Genomic DNA, 20,852 nt, shown 5'->3' on the forward strand with positions numbered 1-20,852 from the left:
GTTCATTTCAACGGCCCCGTACCGGGGCTGAAACGCAAACAAATATCGAGGGTATCGAGATGAAAAAAGTATTAGCTCTGGTTGTTGCCGCTGCAATGGGTCTGTCTTCTGCTGCTTTTGCCGCTGATACTACAGCGACCACAGGTTCTACCGGCACTACGACAACAACGGCCAAAACAGAACATCATGTGAAACACCATCAGAAAGCGCCAGTGGCACAGAAAGCTCAGGCTGCTAAACATAAAAAAGCCGCTAAGCCCGCAGCTGCACAGAAAGCGCAATCTGCCAAAAAACATCATAAATCTTCAGCAAAAGCACCCGCACAACCAGCTGCATAAAAAAGTGACCGCACCACAGGGATAGTGTGCAAACACAAAAATACCCGGTATTACCGGGTATTTTTTTGGAGGCAGACATATGTTTCAACGCTATCGGTTTGAGTTTATTTTAATCCTGCTTATTGTCTGCGGTCTGGTGACCTTCAGTTTCTGGCTGCATTAATCTGACCGCTAATATTGCTTTAGTTTTGTCGGTACCTGTTTTAGCCGCTAGAATAGTTAAAAACCATTGTCTTCAGAGAGTGTTATGCACAAAAGTCGGGTCTGTTTTTGGGGCACTATTTGCCTGGTATCGCACCTCGGTACAGCCAATGCTGCAAACAATGAGGCAGAGACAAAAACACTGTTCTTTGGTCAGGATAATCGTGTTCCGGTAGCCCAGACAGCCAGTGCGCCCTGGGATGCTATCGGCCAACTGGAAACAGCCAGTGGCAACTTATGTACTGCAACCCTTATTGCACCACAGCTGGCTTTAACCGCCGGACACTGCCTGCTTGAAGCGCCGAAGGGTAAATTCGATAATCCGGTCGTGCTGCGTTTTATTTCACACAAAAGTCATTGGCGCTATGAAATCCATAATATCGAAGGCCGGGTTGAGAACAGCCTCGCCCGTCGCTTAAAAGCCGATGGAGATGGCTGGATTGTACCTTCGCGTGCAGCCCCCTCTGATTTCGGTTTAATTGTGCTGCATAATGCACCGCAAGGTATCACACCCATTCCCTTGTTTTCGGGAAACCGGCAGGCTCTGGATAATGCTTTAGCAACTACAGGGAACAAGGTCACCCAGGCAGGATATCCGGAAGACCATTTAGATGCCTTGTATGCCCATAGCGACTGTCTGATCACCGGCTGGTCACAAACTACGGTTCTCTCCCATCAATGCAATACTTTGCCGGGCGATAGCGGCTCGCCATTAATGCTCAAAACACCCGATGGCTGGCAGATTATTGCGGTACAAAGTTCGGCCCCGGCGGCAAAAGACAGGTATCTCGCCGACAATAGGGCTATTGCAGTGACTGGATTTCGTGAAAAATTGACAGCTCTCAGTCAGTAAGAATTTCGCTATTTTTATCTGAGAGAGAGCAGAATTCAGAATCTCACACTACGGAAAGTCGTGATATCAATCACAAATTTCGCTTCATAAATCATCGAGGTTACCGCTCATCCCCCCTTATAACCGCTTATTCCCCTCTGTGACCGCTTAGCAGGTTTCCCCCTTCGCAAGACCTGGATTTGGCATGCTAGCGCCTGAAAACAGGTACCCTCTCTCACGGCATTCAGACAACTCAAATCAGAGAAGAGGGCTTATTCAGTCTTAAACCAACCAGGTCAACCATGAATAAAAAGTCATTATTCAAACATCTACCATGGATAATTATCGCCATTCTGGGTGCTTGCTGTCTGGGTGTTGTTGCCCTCAGACGCGGTGAGCACATCAGCGCATTGTGGATAATTGTCGCCTCTGTCTCCGTCTACATCGTGGCATATCGCTATTACAGCCTTTATATTGCCCAGAAAGTCATGAAACTTGACCCTACACGGGCAACGCCTGCGGTCATTAACAATGATGGTCTGAACTATGTCCCGACTAACCGTAACGTGTTATTCGGTCACCACTTTGCCGCCATTGCTGGCGCAGGTCCGTTAGTCGGCCCTGTTCTTGCAGCACAGATGGGTTATCTGCCAGGCGTGCTCTGGTTACTGGCCGGTGTGGTACTGGCGGGTGCGGTTCAAGACTTTATGGTGTTATTTATCTCTTCCCGCCGTAATGGTGCTTCGCTCGGCGAAATCATTAAAGAAGAGATGGGTACCGTACCGGGTACCATCGCCCTGTTTGGCTGTTTCCTTATCATGATTATTATTCTGGCGGTGCTGGCATTAATCGTGGTTAAAGCCCTGGCCGAAAGTCCGTGGGGTGTCTTCACCGTTTGTTCCACCGTGCCGATTGCCCTGTTTATGGGGATTTATATGCGCTATCTGCGGCCAGGTAGAATCGGTGAAGTTTCGGTTATTGGTATTGTGTTACTGGTTGCCTCTATTTGGTTCGGCGGCATCATTGCACACGACCCATACTGGGGCCCTGCTCTGACCTTTAAAGATACAACAATCACTTTCACTCTGATTGGTTATGCTTTCGTTTCCGCACTATTACCGGTATGGCTGATTCTGGCACCGCGCGACTATCTGGCAACCTTCCTGAAAATCGGCGTTATCGTCGGCCTGGCAATTGGTATTATAATTCTGAATCCAGAATTGAAAATGCCAGCCCTGACTCAGTATGTTGATGGTAGCGGTCCGTTATGGAAGGGTGCCCTGTTCCCGTTCCTGTTTATTACCATTGCTTGTGGTGCAGTCTCTGGCTTCCATGCTCTGATTGCCTCCGGAACTACACCTAAACTGCTGGCCTGTGAAACCGATGCCCGCTTTATTGGTTACGGTGCCATGCTGATGGAATCCTTTGTCGCCGTTATGGCGCTGGTTGCTGCATCTATCATTGAGCCTGGCCTCTATTTTGCGATGAACACGCCTCCGGCAGGACTGGGTATCACTATGCCTAACCTGCATGAGCTGGGCGGTGAAAACGCACCGATGATCATGGCTCAGTTAAAAGATGTTACCGCCCATGCGGCAGCAACGGTGAGTTCCTGGGGCTTTGTTATCTCTCCTGAGCAGATTTTGCAAACAGCGAAAGATATTGGTGAACCTTCTGTATTAAACCGTGCCGGTGGCGCGCCTACCCTGGCGGTCGGTATTGCTCACGTGTTCCACCAGATTATGCCGCTGGCTGATATGGGCTTCTGGTACCACTTCGGTATTCTGTTTGAAGCCCTGTTTATCCTGACCGCTCTGGATGCGGGAACCCGTTCTGGCCGCTTTATGCTGCAAGACTTATTGGGTAACTTTGTTCCGTTCCTGAAAAAAACCGATTCATGGATTGCCGGTGTTATTGGTACTGCAGGTTGTGTGGGTCTGTGGGGTTATCTGCTGTATCAAGGCGTTGTTGACCCGCTGGGCGGCGTTAAGAGCCTGTGGCCACTGTTTGGTATCTCAAACCAAATGCTGGCAGCCGTCGCACTTATCCTGGCAACTGTAGTCCTGGTGAAAATGAAACGTACTCAGTATGTCTGGGTTACATTAACTCCGGCTATCTGGTTACTTCTCTGTACCACCTGGGCACTGGCACTCAAATTGTTCAGTAACAATGAGAAAATGGAAGGCTTCTTCTACATGGCCAACCAGTATAACGAGAAGATTGCTAACGCAGGTGCAGACGCCACAGCAGCTCAGTTAGCTGATATGAAACATATTGTGATTAACAACTACACCAACGCAGGCCTGAGTATTCTCTTCCTGTTCGTGGTGTACAGCATTATCTTCTACGGTGTTCGTACTTATCTGAAAGCCCGCAATAGCGACCAGCCGACAGATACCGAAACCCCTTATGTTCCAGTGCCGAAAGAAGGGATTAAAATCTCCTCAGGACACTAATAACTAGACTAAGAATAGTTTCAGTACTGTTCGTTCTAAAATTAGCGGAGTATGTCGCCAGACATTCTCCGCTAATGTCAACCTGATGACCAGTCAGCCATAAGCTCCCGTGATAACCGAGTGGTGTTTGAATAATTTGATACAAGATCATTCATTATTCAATACCGTGATATATCTTTAGCTATTAATATAAAACAAACCAAATCGAAGTCTGCCAATACTAAATAATCTGGTCAAAATACGTACTAAGCAATGAGTTTTACATGTGACCGTTATTTGACATCCAGAGAGGCTACAGGAGCAACTGCAACCCAGTGTTTCATTGGACTACCCAACACAACCAATTCATTTGTTCTTGATAAAACATACTGCCTATCATATACATGCACATTTGCTTTAAATGTTGCTTTAGACGTTATATATATAATACCGCCATAAAGTGGCACATCATCTGGAATATAGATATTTCGAGACCAGTGTCCATCGTACAGATCAATATAAATATAATTATTTTGTACTAATGCCTCGCTTAACTGCTCCTTAGTGATATCTTTACCATTTTCCAGGTTAAACTTAACAAAATATTCATTCATAGCATTCATGATATCCCTCTTTTTTGCTGTTGACTTACGGAACTAGCTAATAAGATCATTACCAACACGCCAATCAAATCATTTATATCAAATACATATAATTAAAATCACTTTAGATACATTATATAAGAAGTAATAGGTAACAACTCTAACCATTCAATCTGAAATTTTTTATTGAGCTATCATAAAAAGACAACTGAATTTAACTCCAAAAAATTTATTATAACCATGCATATTATTTTAAAGATCATCCCACTTGTTTAATTCAATGCCAAGCTTATTAAAAATAACGATAGAGATTGTGACTTGATTGACAACATCAACACAATAACTCGTTATTTTTTTCATCAATACTTTTTTTAAAGAAATGCAATGCTCATCTAATTATGCAATAACAAAAATCAAACAAGTGACATTTTTCCGAGAGGTTGCATCCATAATTAATCATTAAAATAGATATTGAGATTTTCCGTAAGGAGAATACAGTGTCGGACAGCAATATTTATAATTATTATTCAAAAGATGTTTATTAGCTTAAGAATAAAGGTATACTAATTAATATTGACAGAAGCATCTCCTAAATTAATTCGTGGGGAGTGCTCAATTTAATTTCGAAACGTTGTTGCTAAGAGGAATAATATCATGACCCCGATTGCGGTAACCGTACTAACCGGTTTCCTTGGCGCAGGGAAAACCACCCTGTTGCGACATATTCTTCATACTCAGCAAGACTATAAAATTGCTGTTATTGAGAATGAATTTGGCGAAACGCCTATCGATAACCAGCTTATCGGCGAGCGCGCAACGCGCATCACGACCCTGACGAATGGCTGTATCTGCTGTACCCGTTCTGGTGAACTGGAAGCGGCGCTGCTTGATTTACTCGACAGTCTGGACAAAGGTGAAGTGCAGTTTGACCGACTGATGATCGAATGTACCGGTATGGCCGATCCCGGCCCGATTTTACAGGCATTTTTTGCCCATGAAGTTATCTGCGAAAGGTATCTGTTAGATGGCGTTATTACCCTGGTAGATGCAGTTCATGCCATGTCACAGCTGGATAAATTCCCTCTTGCCCAGTCACAAGTAGGTTATGCCGACCGTATTTTGCTGACAAAAACAGATGTCGCCGGTGATACCCGCGAATTAACTGAACGCCTGCAACGTATTAATGCCAGAGCCCCAATATATACCCTGATTCAGGGTGATATTGATCCTCAGCTACTGTTTGATACCCGTGGTTTTATGCTGGAGGAAGATATTATTCCGGCGAAACCGCTGTTTCACCGCATTGCGCCTCAGCAAAATACGGTCTCTTCCATCGTGCTGGAGTTCGACTATCCTGTCGTGTTATCAGCGGTTTCCGCTGTGATGGAAGAACTGCTTCTGAGTTTTGCCGATAATCTGATGCGCTACAAAGGCATGCTCTGGATAGAAGACCAGCCCGCTCGCTTGTTGTTCCAGGGCGTGCAGCGCCTCTATAGCGCTGACTGGGACAGACCCTGGCAGCCAGATGAAACACCACGCAGTGTTATGGTATTTATTGGCCAGGATCTGCCAGAAGAAGAGATTCGGGCCGCTTTTGCCCGTCTACAACCGGCCTGAGTCAGCAGGATAATTTATAACCCTACCGTCTCTTTCAGCGTTTTCAAATAACGGCGACTCACCGGAACAATTTGACCATCCCGCAATAACAGTTCCGCCTGATCTTCCAGGCGGATCTCTTTCAAGTAATTCATATTAACCAGGTGCTGTCGGTGACAACGTAACAAAGAGGTGCGTGTTTCCAGCGTTCGTAAGGTCAGCTCAGTAAAACTCTCCTGCCCGTCCTTGCTGGTAACATAAACACCGCCTATTCGACTACTGACAAAGGCAACATCTTCCAGCTGTAGCAGCCAGATTCGATTGCTACTGATACAAGGGATAAACTTTAGCGGCTGCTGATACTGTGAGAGCTGGGTGATATCCTGAGTCTGCTGACCTATGCGTAACCTTTCCAGTGTTTTCTGTAGCCGGCCCGGCTGAATGGGCTTGAGTAAATAGTCAAAAGCGCATTGTTCAAAAGCCTGAAGCGCATACTCTTCAAAAGCCGTAAGGAAAACGATATGGGGCCGATGCTGCTGGTCGAGCATACCTACCATTTCCAGGCCACTAATTCTTGGCATCTGGATATCAAGAAAGACAATATCGGGGCGAATTTTATGGATCGTACCTATAGCCTCGATGGCATTAGCGCATTCCCCTACGATTTCGACATCACTTTCATCCTGCAACTGCAGACGAAGATTTTCCAGTGCCAGCGGTTCGTCATCAACGAGTAACACTCTTAACATGCTGTTTCTCCGGTCGGTAGACGTAAGGTTACGCGGGTAAAATAGTCAGGGTCACAACTCACAGAAATACCGTAGTCATCACCAAATCGGGCTCGCAGACGTTTATCCACTAAACTCATTCCTAATCCCCCCTCTGTATTCGTGCGGGTGTCGGTACCACTCTGCTGGTAAAGTCCGGCATTATCCTCCACTTCAACAACCACACCGTCATTCTGGCGATAGGCGCGGATGACAATATTACCATTACTTAATAACTGGGATGTTCCGTGTTTGATAGCATTTTCCACTAATGGCTGTAGGGTAAAAGCAGGGAGTTTCTGAAAATAGAATTCATCCGGAACCTGTAAATCCACTTTAAGCTGTGTTGGAAAGCGAGCGAGTTCAATTTGCAAATAAGCATTTACATGCTCAAGCTCTTCCGCCAGCGTCACAACCTCTGCTGAACGCTTAAGGTTTTTTCGGAAAAAGGTCGACAGGTTCTGTACTAACTGCCCCGCTTTGTCGCTGTCCTTGCGGATAACGGCGAGTAAGGTATTCAAGGCATTAAATAAGAAATGCGGATTAACCTGAGCATGTAATAATTTAATTTCTGACTGTGCTAACAATGCTTTTTGTCGCTCAAATTTACCCGCCAGGATCTGAGCCGATAAGAGCTGGGCAATACCTTCCCCTAGCGTACGGTTGATTGAGCTAAATAGCCGATTACGCACTTCATAGAGTTTGATAGTCCCAATCACTCTGCGATTTTCCCCTCGTAAAGGGATAACCAGCGTAGAACCTAGCTTACAATTAGCATGTAATGAACAACGATAAGGCAGCTCATTACCGTCAGCATAGACGACTTCGTCGTTTTCAATTGCCCGCCAGGTATATCGAGAGTTAATGGGACGCCCGGCTAAATGATGATCTTCACCAATACCGGTAAAGGCCAGCAATTTTTCTCTGTCGGTAATCGCCACCGCAGCAATATCCAGCTCTTTTAATAGTACCTGCGCCACTTTCATGCTGTTTTCTTCATTAAAGCCCTGGCGTAGTATCCCTTCCGTTGAAGCCGCGACTTTTAATGCTGTTGCCGAGAATGCCGAAGTGTATTTTTCAAACATGGCGCGCTTGTCGAGTAAAATGCGCATAAACATCGCCGCCCCGACGGTATTGGTCACCATCATTGGCGCGGCAATATTACTGACCAGATGTACCGCATTATCAAAAGGACGGGCAATCAGAACAATGATCACCATTTGCAGAATTTCAGCAGCGAAGGTCACAGCCCCTGCCACTAGCGGGTTAAACAGTTTATCGGTTCTTCCGTGCTTGACCAGATAACTGTGTACCAGCCCACCCATTAATCCCTCAGCAAAAGTCGAAATCATACAACTCAGTGCTGTCATCCCGCCCATGGAATAGCGATGGATACCGCCAGTCAGCCCGACCAGCCCTCCCACTACCGGCCCGCCCAGCAGCCCACTCATAACGGCACCAATTGCACGCGTATTGGCGATCGAATCTTCTATATGCAGACCAAAATAGGTTCCCATGATGCAGAAAATAGAGAACGTGATGTAGCATAACAGTTTGTGGGGTAAGCGAACCGTGACCTGCACTAACGGGATAAACAACCGCGTTTTGCTCATCAGCCAGGCAATAACCAGAAACACACACATTTGCTGTAGCAGCAGTAGGACTAGATTAAACTCATACATTCTTAGTTTTCCGCACCCCGGCAAGTTAATGCCGATGATTGAACGAAATGTTGACGCGTGGGCTGAGCGTGGTGTTAAAGCGCAGGTTCTGACAACATATCCGCAGCGCAGCGTTTATCTGCACTGCCTGAGCGCTTATTGTATTGCAGTTTGCGATGGGGATACACAGAACATTATCAGTAAGCCCCATAAAACCTTGTTCTGATAGGTGGAACCACATCAAAGAGATGCGCCGGAAAGACTGACATTTTGCTCCTTTGTATTAACGGATATGACATGGAATACATGGAACAGTTAATCTGTGTTGCTCTCCCTGACTGTTTCACTGATAGCGACTCTGTTTCGTCCCTGCAACTTTGCCTGATAAAGAGCAGCATCCGCATTTCGTAAAAGCTGCTCCAGGTCGCAGCCATATTCTTGCAGGCTGGCTACCCCCGCAGAAATAGTAATATGTGATGACTCTGGGAAGTCTGCTCCAGCTATGACCTGACGGATGCGTTCTGCTATCGCTATCGCGCTCGACAGCGAGGTCTCGGGGAGGAGTACAATAAACTCCTCTCCGCCGAAACGGCTAATGATATCGCTTTCCCGGCAGGTTAGCTTGAGTAGGTCAGCAATCTGCACAAGTACTTTATCCCCCATTTCATGCCCGAAACGGTCATTGATATTTTTAAAATAGTCAATGTCCACAGCAATAACAGACAGAACCTTGTTGTTATTAATTTGGGATGACTGCTCATTGAATCCTCGTCGATTAAGCAACCCGGTTAGGGGATCTGTCAAAGCTTCATCACTGAGTACAGCTAAGCGGGCTGATACAGAGCGTAGGTTTTTTTCCAGGGCATTTCTTAACAAAGCCGCTTCCTGATACCAAACTCTGATAGTGGATAATTTTTCCGGTAACATGGAGTTATCGGTAGCCTTGACGAATCTCGCCAATTGCTCCAGCGGGCGCGCAATACGAGAGGAAATAAAGGCCATTCCGGCAGCAACTAGAAGTAGGATCGTAACTACCATTCCTGAAATTTTCTCCAGCGTTTGTTTCAGCATATCTGTTATCGTATTTACAGGTGTAGAGACAAAAATATTCCAGTCAGTTTTCGTCAGGTTCGCGTAACCTACCAGATTTTCCTTGTCTCCATCGCGTCCTATAAAGTACCCGTTCTTATTCTTACGTAATGCCTCTTTAACCTCGGAAGGCAGAGGGATAAGGTTGCCTGTATGGCCTGAAGTCGGGTCATATATGATACGTCCATCATTATCCACAATAGTGATAGCGATATTTTTTCCAAAAAAATGGAGACTAAGAATATCGCTCAGCATATTGTGTTTTTTTAGATAAATGCTGCCCCCTATAAACCCCAGATAACGACCTTCGGGAGTTTGAATGGGATGGATAAGCATGATCATTAAATTCCCAGCAACGGAAATGAATGGCTGGGTAATCATCGGATGCCGGGCAGCCAGCATTTGTTTGGACATTTTTGAATGTACTTTAATACCGATTCGTGAAGGTAATGGCGGATATGACGTAACCAGAGTGTCCTGAGGATCTACCATGACCAAAGAGTTAAAAATACCGGATCTGAGGTTGAGGCCCTCTAACTCATTTTTGCAGGCAACCGGGTCAGTACTGAGTATCTGTGATGCACTCCATGCTAATTCTTTTTGTGCAAAATCCAGATACCTGTCAGTGGTATCGGCAAGTTTTCTTGCATAGGCGAGGTTACTGTCCAGAAGAGAATCTTCAATGTTGTTCTTTTGAAATATCAGCATAGTGCTTAACAGAAGAGCGGATGTAAGTAGAACACCGCCAGTGCTAAGCAGGATGAGGAGAGGTCTCAGATAGGGCTTTTTTTTTAACATTATTCACCTGTACTACTGACCATCCCTGCTAACTGCCAGGTGTGCACCTACAGAGCAAGGACAACGAATCATCTAAAATGTCCCAGAGATTATCCGCTGTAGAATAACCGTAGACCCCTAATGCTAATCATATGCTAAAGATTTAACTTTAGAAATTATTCTCTGCTGCATTCTCTTTAGATGCAATAGTGTCCACTCCCCGTTACCGGAGACAGTCCCTATTACAATTTTCTGACTGTCTCCGGTATATCTCCGGGGGGATATTATTCAAACAAATAGTCTTGCAGCGTTTTTTTGACTCTGCGTTTAAGGTTGAAAATATCACTGTTAAATCTGAGGCGGTGATAGCATTTCAGAATCCAGCCTGAGGTGACTCAGACAAAAAAGCCTGAATCAGCAAGCTTCAGAATGTTAACAATCTGAGTTTCAGTAAAACGTGCTATTTACTGACGCTAAGATCAGCATCCACCAGCAATAAAGTGCCATGGCTTCCGGGTGAAACACGATGTATGGCTCCGCGAGGAATCAAATAATAATCCCCCGTTTTAAGCTGAACCGCGTGCTCATCAATAACCAGCTCCATCTCGCCCTCGATTACCACCAGCAGTTCATCAAATTCGGCATGGTGTTCATCAGGTATCCCCTCACCGCCCATTTTAATCAGTTTAATCGCTGCATTTCCCACTTCACCGAGCCGGCGGGATTGCCACACCTCAGGGAATGCCTGCGCCAGTAAAGATAAGTTACCTGTACTCATTAAAAACCCTTAATGGTTATCTTCAGCCAGAAGTGGCTTGAATGAGTCAGGGTATAACCTGCTTCTTGTCAGGCACAAATTCAGATTAAAACTAAGCTATGCTGAGCGGTGAATAATGCTGAGGAAAAAACGCCTGTTAAAACTTTCATCTGATAACTGGAAGTGAACATCTATGTAAAAGACATTGCACTCAAAAAATATTATCCTGGGAAAATAGACAGAAAGCAGACAGGTATGTATTTACCTATGTTAAACGTTAGGCGATAGTTTAAATACATGATTTAATGCATGAATAAAAAACCAGCCAACTAATCTCTGTGACTTATTGAAATTTAAAACTATTTTAAAGACAGCGATATAATAACTTTCAAAAACAAACACCCGTATAAACATACATTAAAATTAATCACTGAAAACAACGAGGGGGGAATATACCCGTCGACAGGTCATCCCGACGACGCCGCTTACAACTATAAGATCCAGCACCCTTTCACCAAAATGGCCTTCCGAATCAATAGTTTTTCGCCTGTCGTTCTTGAGTCCGGTGCCGCCCGGTAAAACAGATAAACCAGTATAGTTTCCGAACTCAAGCTATGTCGTTATCACCGCCTGGAGAGTAAAAAACTTATTCCTCTTAAAGCTTCATCGTCTAACGTTGGAATTCTGCTGTAAAACGTGCTGGTATTCGTCGCTGCAATCCGTACCATACACACACACTTTCGCATGCAGGCTATACGAACCGCAGGCGCTAACCCGTCTTTTATTGCTAATCAGATGGGGCATGAAAATGCGCAGAATGTGTATGAAGCCTATGCCGAATGAAAACTGGCATTTTAAAACAGTTTTGCCCCATTTATGCCCCATTTGATACTTGAGTAAATGTTAAATGATTAATAATCAACAAGAAAATAAAAAAGAGCAGTACAACCTGAATAAGAAACTCTAATTTAACTAACACATTGAAAGTATGTAAATTTATATTAATTTCAATATGTTAGCTAAATTATTTTTCTACTATAAGCACCAATAAACTACATTATTTGTGTCCCATTTTGTGTCCCACAAGGCATTTTGTCCCATGTTTTGCCCCATGATCTCAACATCACGAATGTAAGAAAAAGTCTGTATCTGGAAGAAAAAACGGGGGCGTGTCGTAGACATGTGATGGCAGGTGTCCCAATGTGATCCATCAAAGAACTCTCCGATCAAACGACATACATATCACGCAGCCAGGCTGAGAACCTTTTTCGTGAGCTGAAGAAGGTCGTTGGCAACATTGATGCGGGGGTTGAACATCCTGCAATTAGGTTTGTGGATTGATAATCTAAATACCCACTGCTAATGAATGAATAAGTTTTTTTACTTTTTCTTGATACTCTAAATCATATTTTCTATTCAAAATATATGTCATACCTCTTGTTGACAAAGGAACTCTGTCTCCATTGTATTCGAAAACAAAAGCCTTCATCGATTGGAGTACAATACCTAATACATTTTCACCCAAATCATAAGAGTGATCAAACTCACTATGCAAAGCACATTCGGTCTCATGCATAATGTAGCTACTAATTACTCCTAGGAAGTTCTTATCTCCTAAGACGTCATAGGTAATAGAGTCAGAACATTGTATTTTCTCATATAATGAGGCGTAATTCCCTGAAAACAAATTAAAAACCGGATATGAAAAAGTATTTATTTTTTCTTGTGGGCATAGATGTGATAAATCAAGAGCAATAAATCCACATTTTGCTTCGCCATCAGCAACTCTTTTGTCGACTTGTTTTTTGGCTGTTCTTATGTTTTTCATGAGTCCTGCAGGACTATGAATATATTTACATTCAATGGCAATGAAATTATCAATAATCACATCACAAGCACTATTAAGGTTTATAGAAACATCTCTCCCTTTGTTGGCATCAATGAATCTACACGCCATAGACAACTCAAAAAAGTAATCATTATACATTCCATCGGAATCAATTTCATAATCCACCCCACCTTCAACAATCCTTATGAAATCATTCCTATTATACTCAACACCAGAGTCGAGAAGTCTATTTATTGAGTTGTATTTCATTACCAATTCAGCAATTTTACCGGCACGGAACACATCTAAGTTTGACACATCATCGAGATCTTTCTTAATCCTACCTAGTTTTGTGTTATAAATATTAGAATTTGGTCTTCTTTCTTTAAGAATTAAATTAAGTCTTTCAAGAAGTACGTCAAATTCTTTTTTTATAGAATCTAAATCATGCATTGTTTTTACACTACTCATACTTAACCTTTATCCCTTATAAAAATAAGCATAAATAATATTAGCACAAAAAATATCAACAGTAATAAGTGGGGTAGGATGAATGCAAAGAAAGTACACTACAAGTCTCTTAACCCCCTATTTTTTGGTAACTAGCAGGCGCCCTGTTTAAGTCAGCTCTCGACCACCATATTCCAAATCTATATTTATCCTGCCACCCATTAACCAAGCTAAGCATACGGTAACAGACTGGATTGATGGGTAGCCGTCCGTGGCTGACTTGAATTAACCGGCCAGCCCATGTGACGGAGCAATATATTTAGAGATTTAACTCAATTCATTGATTTTAATATTTAAAATAGCTGTTTTCAATGATTCTAATGCTCTTTTAGCTGCGTTGTAACTCATTGATTTACAGTAATTAGCGTTGAGTTTTGATAACTACTTTTTTAGATTAATCCACTCAGCCAGTCCCTGGCTAACCCTCCAATCCTGAATTACAGTTGAACCCAGATCCCATTAGTCAAACTATAGAACCGATGTAACCCACGCGCCTCTGTCGTTGTCACAGAGTCAACCAAGGCACCTGCCGGTGTTCTGATTTTATCCCCTGAGTTACCACGGAAAACTATTTGAGCCGTTGATGCATGTCTCCTGATAAAGTGCACTGTAGAGTCAATCATGTTTTCAGCCAGCGGGAGTGTCATATCCTGCGATGTTCCTGGTACAACTGGCATGAGAGCAATATTTACGCCTTCACCATAGTTGTACGCATCATTTCCGAACAAACTCCCCGACATGGGGACCTCGAGGTTTTTTCCCTCATATCTCGCCCCGTACATTCTCCAGAATAAATACGGTCCATCAGCTAATCGGATGTTTGTTTTAAAATTCCGTACCGTCAACCATTCACTGACATTTGTCATCGGTTTGTCTGACATATTCAGGAATGGGCGTTTAACACGGTGATTGTTATATGTCGCAGTGGGGCTGAAAGTTGTCCCGTGTGAATCATGATAAGTCAGGCCATCAATTACCACTCGCCCTTGCTTGTAATTTGGTGATAACGGCATTTTACCTGACCGGAATCCAAATTTTACAAGTCCTGCAGAGGGGATTTCCTCGCCAAGTTGCGAGTAGCGGCAAATATCTTCAATGTAACCATTATTCAAGAAAATAGGAACGCATTCAGAATAGTGGTCATCAATCGCTATAGCACCATAGGCCGGACGAATAATGTTGTAATTGTTAATGGTAATTTTTCCAACCAATCTATTCGTAAACACGGCATTGTCATAATCAATAGGTCCGGAAACAATCCTTAATGCTGTATCTGTTTTATATCCTCTTGTTCTGTTCTCAAGAATATAAGGGGAGTCTATGACGATGTTAATATCAACTACGGTTTTCCCCTCCAGTAACGGAGAGGAGAACGCATTACCGAGTGCTATTAAAATACCTGCTCCATTATTTTTTCTAAACGTCGAGCCGATTATTTTAACATCTAAATCAGCTGGCATATTTGGCTCCGGCTCGATATCAATACCGGACATCGGGTCTGTGCCGTTAGTGAAATCAAATTCATTATTGATGACGGTAACCTGACCGCCGATGATACTCAACCCCTGTCTGCCATTATTCCATGCGCGGCATTCGTTTAATGTTATCTGCTCGTTTGTCTTTCCGGGGTAGGAAGTATCCATTGCAGTAATGAATCCATCACCGTGAAACTCTCGCGCAGTACAACGTACAAGCTCGAGATTTTTGTAGGAGCGGGTAAGAAACCCATACCCCCACTCTGCACCTGATTTATTCACTTTCCTGTCACCGACCAAGTTCAGATCATATATACGCGCATACTCTCCTCGAGCTTTAAAGTGGATGAATGAGAAATGAGTTAAGCTATTTGTATTTAGTAAATACCAGTGGGAATTATTGGCATATATTTTTTTATTGTTCCTGATTAGTAAAACGGAGGCTAATACAGTCCGTTCCTGTAATGCGAACGTTGCATGGCTATTACCCGGAATGGTTAATTCGTCACAATAACCCACAGCTTTAAGTAAGTTTGGAGTATTATTGTACCCTCCAGCTATGAGATAATCCCCCAGTCCAGCCTCGCTATTATAGGAGCGATAGCCCCACCCTCTAATATCACCTTTCTTGGGGCCGTCAAGCTGCCCCCCTCTCAATTTTTCAACTTCTTCTGTTACGAATGTGAACTTGCCTTTGTCTGTCGTTAAAACATACTCATTAAAATCATTTTTTACAGGCTCGGAAAGTAAAGTGTGAGATGTTAAAGAGAAATCACCATCAGCAATCCAGTTTATAAGCTTATTGCCCCGGTAGCTTATTGCACCTATCCCAACAGGAGAACTGACACCAATCAAGCTTAATAGAGTACCTACTGGCGGCAATACAGACACTCGCTCCGATGATAGCTGGCTCCTTAGTGAAGCATCACCCACGCCTAGCCACTTACCCTGTCCTATCCCGCCAGCGCTCTCAGGTGTGGAGCCGGCGGGAACGACTTTGGGCCCTGACCAGTCCCCATCCCAGCGGTAATACTCGCCGTTGAAGCGCCAGCGTAAAATAGTGTTAGGAGTGATGAGGGTAAAACCCGCCTCAAAAGAGTCCGCCGTGATATAGCCATAGTTCAACATCGCCCGATTTGCATCGTTATCAATTCCAGCGAGTGTACGACGATTTTTTCCCAAACGGTCAACATATGTGTAACTTTCGGAATTCGTGAACTCATCCATCTTTTCCGAGTTAAATGGCAAGTCTCTGATGTCGTTCGACGGCACTGGCTTTTGTGTTGGTTTTGGTATGGCCATTAGCTTTCTTCCAATAAAAAAGCCAGCACGATGGCTGGCCTGTTGGTTAATTTATTTGTTTAGACGTTATAGTCTGGTTTCGCGTCGAAATATTCAGAGGCTGTAATGGCGTATTTCTCACCGGGAGACGGGCGCTTATCTGTCACAGTCCACTTCATTAATTCATGTTCCACGGATGTGGCAATGACGTAGCGTGATGGCGACTGGATATTTACGCCGTCATAGATATTTAATTGAATATCGGCCGGAACGTCTGCAATAAACCCGAAGTCCGTATCATCTCGCGCAGTGGCTTTAAATTGCTGCGTGGTATATCCGCTGATGTTAGTCAAATAGACAAACATCTCACCGTCGAAATTGATTCGCTCACTGGTCGTGAATATGTTTCCATCCTGCGCCGTAATATACCCGCCCTGCTGATTTGAATCGTAGGTGTCAGCGATTAACACCATATCTGACGGATAGACGTTGCCACCGTCAGCCAGGGTGGTTACAGATATTGTGGTGCGCTGTGAGATTAATCGGTTAGCCTCCAGCAATGCCCGATCACGCGCCTGATAGGGATTACGGCAGCCCTGCAGTATGATTTTATTCGGGTTGCGTGATAGCCCCTCGGTAATACCGTTTTCATCCACCCGGTAGCGAATGTAGTCTTTCTTATTCCGTACCGGTTCAACATATTCAATCTCAACACCGTCATAGCCGCTGGGCATCGACATGTCATATGAGATTTTCATGTCATTGCCGGTAATGTTCGCCCGGTTAAATGTCGTGGCGTGATATTTCTTTGCCTCTTCACGCGCGAACGTCAGGACTGCATTATCCCAATAGGCCGTCACCCTAGCGACATTGCAGATAGTCTCTATGCGCTGGCCTAGCGATATATCTTCATCATCAAAGGTGTAATCAAAATAACCTAAGCGTGGGTCCGGGAGGTTATCGAAAACGCGGTACAAGCCATCAATATCTATATGGCTTTCACTTTCCCCTGCAGTTTTTAGCCAGGAGTGAAGTACTGCATCAGCAAAGCTGCGCGACGGCCTTAGGGTGTAATCGACTGTTCGTGTTTCACGGTTGTAGGAAATAACTTTCCGCGTAGCCAGGAGGTTATATTTTCGCTCCCTTGCTCCGGTTGGCGCCTCTGTAGCGCGAATGCTGATCCCGACAATTGTATCGTCCGGAAATATCACATCACGCTTGGTGCGAATGATATGGGCATTCTCAATCTTCATCACACTCTGGTCATTTGAGTTGACCGTCCGGGTTACCTGAACCGCATAACGCCCACTGGTATCGAGTGTTAATTTCACCGTCTTGTAATATGTCCTTGAACCATTAGTCTCTGACATACTGACTGTTGATTTCTTTCTGGTTCCCTCTATCTCATTGTTATCAATATCAACTTCCCAGTAGTCAATATCAGCATCTGACCAGTTTCCGCTTCCTAGCTGCGCCTGAAAGTGCAGCCATAGCTGGTCGCCGTCCACAGGCGAGAAGAACGGGCCCACACTAAGGAACTGGTTATCATAGAGAATGAATTTTGTTGTGTTTACGATAGCGTTCGCAGGTAATACAGCCAGCTCAGCACCAGACAGGTTAGAGAAATAGAACTCATAGTATTCTTCAGGACTGATTAAAGCCCCGTCGTCCGTCCGTTCTGCGCGCGTCAGCTGAGCGTCAATCTTGACGTCTTTAGTAACCGTTCCCTGCGGCGTGTCGTAGCTGACATTGACCGTCATCGATATTGAACGCGGCTTTGTCAACTCATAGAAATACTCGAACTCATCCTGCCGGATAATTTTAATCGCTGCTTCGCCACCGAGAATTTGACCCGATACTACCTGGCTGGCGGTCGCTGTCTGCTGCGGGATATCCTCGCTTTCATTCGGGCCCGGTAATTCCTGCCCGTCGATATCGGGGAATTCGAATCCCTCGTTAATCAGAGGAATGACTTCACCCGGCTGGTAAATCCGGTAACTGGCCCCTGCCATGGCGGTAAAATCTGACTCAGCGAACCGGACGCTTTCCGTTTGGTAATGCCCGATACCTAAGTCCAGCCACTCGGTGACCGTTTTAAGGTTGTTGCTGTACTCAAAAATAGACTGCTGAATCAGGTCAGGGAACGCCCTTACCTGCCCGTAAATGTCCGGCCTCGCCTGATATGCCCGGGCGGTATTGGTTTGCCCGGTCAGGCGGTTATTCGGACTGTCTTTCGCGTTTGAGTCAGCAATAGAAAATGACGGCGTTTTCGGGGCCAGGAACGAAAACACCTTAGTCACGATATTGAATACGGGTTTTAGTATGTCGCCAATAAAGCCCTTCGGCTGGTCAATCACCTGGATGTAATGCGTCGGTACCAGCTGGAAATTTAACTCATCCTCTTCAGCCAGTTCGCGCCCGTTCACGATGATAATAACGTCAGAATGAAACTGCTGTTTTGCTAACCAGTCATCATAAAAAAAAGAGCCGACTGTTAAATCGACTCTTTCCTTTGGGGTTCCCGCTATTCGCTGGATTTCAACTATCGGCATATCGCATATACTCCAGTCGGGTAAATTTCTTCTCAAGCACTATCAACCGGTCAATCCGGACGCTGCCGTTTTCCCCGCGGCTGTGAAATGCCTGGCCGTCGATAATCAGTCCGATATGAGCCGGGAGACTGCCCAGGTACCCGATGAAAAAACCATCCTCGACCGGGTGCGGTACTGGCTCCCAGAACACAGATTCCTCTTTGTGACATGTCACGAAGTCGCTACCCGCTTCATAACCTGCGTCGTGATGAATCTCTACCCCGAGAACGTGCCGGTAATAGAGCACAAGCAAGCCCCAGCAGTCGCAAGCCTCAAACGAACAGGCCCGGTTAGACCAGGGCACGTCGAGCATCCGGTTAATAAACTCATCGCGTGTCATACCGTCTCCAGCCCGGTGAATTCGTCCATCGTATAAATCTTGGCGATGTTCTTATTCAGAGGGTTATTCATTGATAGCGTCACATTTACTGATTCAGCATCCAGCGAGATATCTTTCACATACAGAGACCACTCACTCATCGGCTCGCTAACATCAGCTGAGTCAAACATCCGGAACGTGGCCACAATCGGCGTCATCCGGGTGTAAGAGCGCCAGGCTTTCAGTTGCTGCTTAAATCCCTGGGCTGCCCGGCTGAACTTAACCGACGCGTCTATAATCGGTGTCTTGCTCTGCTGGCTGCCTGACAGCTCAAAGTTCGTCGGTTGATACTCAACGCCGCCCAGGGTTTTAGGCTCGATTTGCAGACTGACTAAATGGATATCGCCGAATGAAGGATGGGAGAAAGTGATGGTGTCAAACGTTACTCTGATTGGTCTCTGCGCCCGGTAATCGCGCAATTTCATAGTTAGTCTCCGCTGAGTGGTATCTTCTCTGTGACTGCAATATCAAGTAGACCCCAGTTCTGAGGTGGTATCTCAACAATCCAGTCACCGAACTCGTCGTCATCGTTATTGAGTTTCTTAGCGATAACCGTTCCGGTCCATGTCACCACGCTACCGTTTATCGAGGTCTGAACCGGATAGGCCGTGAAATGCAGCTCCTGAACCTGCAATCCCGAACCACCCAGGTTAACCCGCATCCGAAACCAGCGATTGCAGTTATCCAGATAGTTCGCGCTGCGTAGCCACTGCTGAAATGCCCGCTCCTGGTCAAGTGTGAAAATCCATTTAAGTGACCACGTAACCTTCAGGTCATCGGTTAACTTCTGGAATATCGGTGCTCCGACTTGCGGCTGGTCTGTGCGGAATCCAGTATCAGGCGTCATGTTCTTATCCGCTTTTTGCGGTAGCGGGAACCAGGAGGGGTAGTCGATTGCTTGCATATTTTACCCATTAAAAAAGCCCACCTGAGTGGGCTAATTAATTGAATTTTAAATTAATCTCCCACTCGCACCGCTGAGCATAGAGTAAAACTATGTGAGTCTGAGATATATCCTTTTATTTTTTGTGGATTATATGTTACCCACATTGTGCCACCATTAAACTTTATGGAGTATTCGCCATTTTTAAATGATGAACTGTCTGCCTTATAATATGAGTCACCAAGCATAACTAGCGGTTTAGGCCCTGTTGAAAAACCTACGCTACCAGCCCATCCGCACTCCAACAGCATGAATAAATGAGTTTCTTTAAGGAAAAAGTTATTTGCTTTTTGACCACTCCATGGAATGGAGGTGATTCTTTTCATTTGATCTTCAACATCTAACTTTGTTTTATCTTGTTCTTTTTTAACATTATCAATGGAGCATTTCCCCCACTGTTCTGATACTTTTTTTATTCTGTCACTTACTGAGAAGTTAGAGTTATCCTTGCTTGCTGCAAATATTTTCGTTATATCATCAACTATCATCACGCCATTTTCTTCGTTAGTCATTTCGGGACTTTGCGAAGAGCTACCATCTGGCCTAGTTGCCTTGAATGATTTTCCCATAACGTCAATACTACCAATTCCCTTTATATAAAACGGCGTAGGGGTTCCGCTGGACAAGTCTGATACAGAGTACTCACATGATAACCGCTCATTGGCAATTGATGAGCAGGAAATAAGCATTAGCCCAACGCCGATAATCTTCTTCACATCCCTATCCCCATAAGTAACATAATATTTCAATGTTAGCAGATGGGGAGGCAAAAGAAAGCAAGGCAGTTGTT

The 20,852-nt window shown here is 44.7% G+C and carries 16 protein-coding genes and 2 pseudogenes; 6 read left to right on the forward strand and 12 right to left on the reverse strand.

Annotated elements, in window-relative coordinates; genetic code table 11:
* Positions 1–59: 59 nt before the first annotated feature.
* The 4 genes and pseudogenes from asr to M2387_RS02645 all read left to right on the forward strand — a co-directional run.
* Positions 60–329: pseudogene (asr, locus tag M2387_RS02635) on the forward strand (acid resistance repetitive basic protein Asr); the annotation flags it as partial.
* An 88-nt stretch (positions 330–417) separates the two neighbouring features.
* The gene (gene ydgU / locus M2387_RS26005) at positions 418–501 is read left to right on the forward strand and encodes a small membrane protein YdgU (protein ID WP_462442472.1); all 84 of its coding nucleotides are present in this window, start codon (positions 418–420) and stop codon (positions 499–501) included.
* Positions 502–585: 84 nt separating this feature from the next.
* Positions 586–1,392: a trypsin-like serine peptidase gene (locus tag M2387_RS02640; protein ID WP_259046978.1), complete on the forward strand. Its 807-nt coding sequence runs from the start codon at positions 586–588 to the stop codon at positions 1,390–1,392.
* Between the two features lie 281 nt (positions 1,393–1,673).
* Entirely contained in the window at positions 1,674–3,827 is a 2,154-nt protein-coding gene (locus M2387_RS02645; RefSeq protein WP_259046980.1) for a carbon starvation CstA family protein, read from the forward strand.
* Between the two features lie 272 nt (positions 3,828–4,099).
* Here the strand turns inward: M2387_RS02645 and M2387_RS02650 are convergent, their stop codons facing one another.
* Positions 4,100–4,429: a hypothetical protein gene (locus M2387_RS02650; RefSeq protein ID WP_259046981.1), complete on the reverse strand. Its 330-nt coding sequence runs from the start codon at positions 4,427–4,429 to the stop codon at positions 4,100–4,102.
* A gap of 633 nt (positions 4,430–5,062) precedes the next feature.
* On the opposite strand from M2387_RS02650, the gene yjiA reads away from it, so the two are divergent.
* Positions 5,063–6,025 carry a GTPase gene (yjiA, locus tag M2387_RS02655; protein ID WP_259046982.1) on the forward strand — a complete coding sequence of 321 codons (963 nt, stop codon included), beginning with the start codon at positions 5,063–5,065 and terminating at the stop codon, positions 6,023–6,025.
* A 14-nt stretch (positions 6,026–6,039) separates the two neighbouring features.
* On the opposite strand, the gene btsR is transcribed toward yjiA, so the two are convergent.
* The 4 genes from btsR to M2387_RS02675 all read right to left on the reverse strand — a co-directional run bounded on the left by btsR (position 6,040) and on the right by M2387_RS02675 (position 11,076).
* Positions 6,040–6,753 (reverse strand): two-component system response regulator BtsR, encoded by a 714-nt coding sequence (gene btsR, locus M2387_RS02660; protein WP_259046984.1) that lies wholly within the window; start codon positions 6,751–6,753, stop codon positions 6,040–6,042.
* Positions 6,747–8,453 carry a sensor histidine kinase gene (locus M2387_RS02665; protein WP_259046985.1) on the reverse strand — a complete coding sequence of 569 codons (1,707 nt, stop codon included), beginning with the start codon at positions 8,451–8,453 and terminating at the stop codon, positions 6,747–6,749. The genes btsR and M2387_RS02665 overlap by 7 nt, the downstream gene beginning before the upstream one ends.
* Positions 8,454–8,747: 294 nt before the next feature.
* Positions 8,748–10,319: a sensor domain-containing diguanylate cyclase gene (locus tag M2387_RS02670; RefSeq protein ID WP_259046986.1), complete on the reverse strand. Its 1,572-nt coding sequence runs from the start codon at positions 10,317–10,319 to the stop codon at positions 8,748–8,750.
* Positions 10,320–10,758: 439 nt separating this feature from the next.
* Entirely contained in the window at positions 10,759–11,076 is a 318-nt protein-coding gene (locus tag M2387_RS02675) for a cupin domain-containing protein (RefSeq protein ID WP_259046987.1), read from the reverse strand.
* 653 nt (positions 11,077–11,729) lie between these two features.
* Here M2387_RS02675 and M2387_RS02680 point away from each other — a divergent pair.
* Positions 11,730–11,898 (forward strand): annotated as a pseudogene (locus M2387_RS02680) (tyrosine-type recombinase/integrase); the annotation flags it as partial.
* A gap of 502 nt (positions 11,899–12,400) precedes the next feature.
* On the opposite strand, the gene M2387_RS02685 reads toward M2387_RS02680, so the two are convergent.
* The 7 genes from M2387_RS02685 to M2387_RS02715 all read right to left on the reverse strand — a co-directional run bounded on the left by M2387_RS02685 (position 12,401) and on the right by M2387_RS02715 (position 20,778).
* On the reverse strand, positions 12,401–13,354 hold the full coding sequence (locus tag M2387_RS02685) for a hypothetical protein (RefSeq protein WP_259046988.1): 954 nt from the start codon (positions 13,352–13,354) through the stop codon (positions 12,401–12,403).
* A gap of 476 nt (positions 13,355–13,830) precedes the next feature.
* Positions 13,831–16,170, reverse strand: coding sequence for a tail fiber/spike domain-containing protein (locus M2387_RS02690; protein WP_259046989.1), 2,340 nt, complete (start codon positions 16,168–16,170; stop codon positions 13,831–13,833).
* A 59-nt stretch (positions 16,171–16,229) separates the two neighbouring features.
* The gene (locus M2387_RS02695; protein ID WP_259046990.1) at positions 16,230–18,701 is read right to left on the reverse strand and encodes a host specificity factor TipJ family phage tail protein; all 2,472 of its coding nucleotides are present in this window, start codon (positions 18,699–18,701) and stop codon (positions 16,230–16,232) included.
* Positions 18,688–19,080 (reverse strand): NlpC/P60 family protein, encoded by a 393-nt coding sequence (locus tag M2387_RS02700; RefSeq protein ID WP_259046991.1) that lies wholly within the window; start codon positions 19,078–19,080, stop codon positions 18,688–18,690. The genes M2387_RS02695 and M2387_RS02700 overlap by 14 nt, the downstream gene beginning before the upstream one ends.
* Positions 19,077–19,544, reverse strand: a complete 468-nt coding sequence (locus M2387_RS02705) for a DUF1833 domain-containing protein (protein WP_259046992.1) — start codon at positions 19,542–19,544, stop codon at positions 19,077–19,079. Before M2387_RS02705 ends, M2387_RS02700 begins: the two co-directional genes overlap by 4 nt.
* 2 nt (positions 19,545–19,546) lie before the next feature.
* Positions 19,547–20,023 carry a hypothetical protein gene (locus M2387_RS02710; RefSeq protein ID WP_259046993.1) on the reverse strand — a complete coding sequence of 159 codons (477 nt, stop codon included), beginning with the start codon at positions 20,021–20,023 and terminating at the stop codon, positions 19,547–19,549.
* Between the two features lie 53 nt (positions 20,024–20,076).
* Positions 20,077–20,778 carry a hypothetical protein gene (locus tag M2387_RS02715; RefSeq protein WP_259046994.1) on the reverse strand — a complete coding sequence of 234 codons (702 nt, stop codon included), beginning with the start codon at positions 20,776–20,778 and terminating at the stop codon, positions 20,077–20,079.
* Between the last annotated feature and the right edge of the window lie 74 nt (positions 20,779–20,852).

This window comes from Klebsiella sp. BIGb0407 (assembly GCF_024807845.1).
Lineage (GTDB): Bacteria > Pseudomonadota > Gammaproteobacteria > Enterobacterales > Enterobacteriaceae > JGM124.

Excerpts from the sequence above, each read along its gene's own strand:
- btsR (WP_259046984.1), bottom strand. The coding sequence starts at position 6,753 with ATGTTAAGAGTGTTACTCGTTGATGACGAACCGCTGGCACTGGAAAAT.
- M2387_RS02685 (WP_259046988.1), bottom strand. The coding sequence starts at position 13,354 with ATGAGTAGTGTAAAAACAATGCATGATTTAGATTCTATAAAAAAAGAA.
- M2387_RS02695 (WP_259046990.1), bottom strand. The coding sequence starts at position 18,701 with ATGCCGATAGTTGAAATCCAGCGAATAGCGGGAACCCCAAAGGAAAGA.
- M2387_RS02675 (WP_259046987.1), bottom strand. The coding sequence starts at position 11,076 with ATGAGTACAGGTAACTTATCTTTACTGGCGCAGGCATTCCCTGAGGTG.
- yjiA (WP_259046982.1), top strand. The coding sequence starts at position 5,063 with ATGACCCCGATTGCGGTAACCGTACTAACCGGTTTCCTTGGCGCAGGG.
- ydgU (WP_462442472.1), top strand. The coding sequence starts at position 418 with ATGTTTCAACGCTATCGGTTTGAGTTTATTTTAATCCTGCTTATTGTC.
- M2387_RS02640 (WP_259046978.1), top strand. The coding sequence starts at position 586 with ATGCACAAAAGTCGGGTCTGTTTTTGGGGCACTATTTGCCTGGTATCG.
- M2387_RS02705 (WP_259046992.1), bottom strand. The coding sequence starts at position 19,544 with ATGAAATTGCGCGATTACCGGGCGCAGAGACCAATCAGAGTAACGTTT.
- M2387_RS02670 (WP_259046986.1), bottom strand. The coding sequence starts at position 10,319 with ATGTTAAAAAAAAAGCCCTATCTGAGACCTCTCCTCATCCTGCTTAGC.
- M2387_RS02665 (WP_259046985.1), bottom strand. The coding sequence starts at position 8,453 with ATGTATGAGTTTAATCTAGTCCTACTGCTGCTACAGCAAATGTGTGTG.
- M2387_RS02645 (WP_259046980.1), top strand. The coding sequence starts at position 1,674 with ATGAATAAAAAGTCATTATTCAAACATCTACCATGGATAATTATCGCC.
- M2387_RS02710 (WP_259046993.1), bottom strand. The coding sequence starts at position 20,023 with ATGCAAGCAATCGACTACCCCTCCTGGTTCCCGCTACCGCAAAAAGCG.
- M2387_RS02690 (WP_259046989.1), bottom strand. The coding sequence starts at position 16,170 with ATGGCCATACCAAAACCAACACAAAAGCCAGTGCCGTCGAACGACATC.
- M2387_RS02650 (WP_259046981.1), bottom strand. The coding sequence starts at position 4,429 with ATGAATGCTATGAATGAATATTTTGTTAAGTTTAACCTGGAAAATGGT.
- M2387_RS02700 (WP_259046991.1), bottom strand. The coding sequence starts at position 19,080 with ATGACACGCGATGAGTTTATTAACCGGATGCTCGACGTGCCCTGGTCT.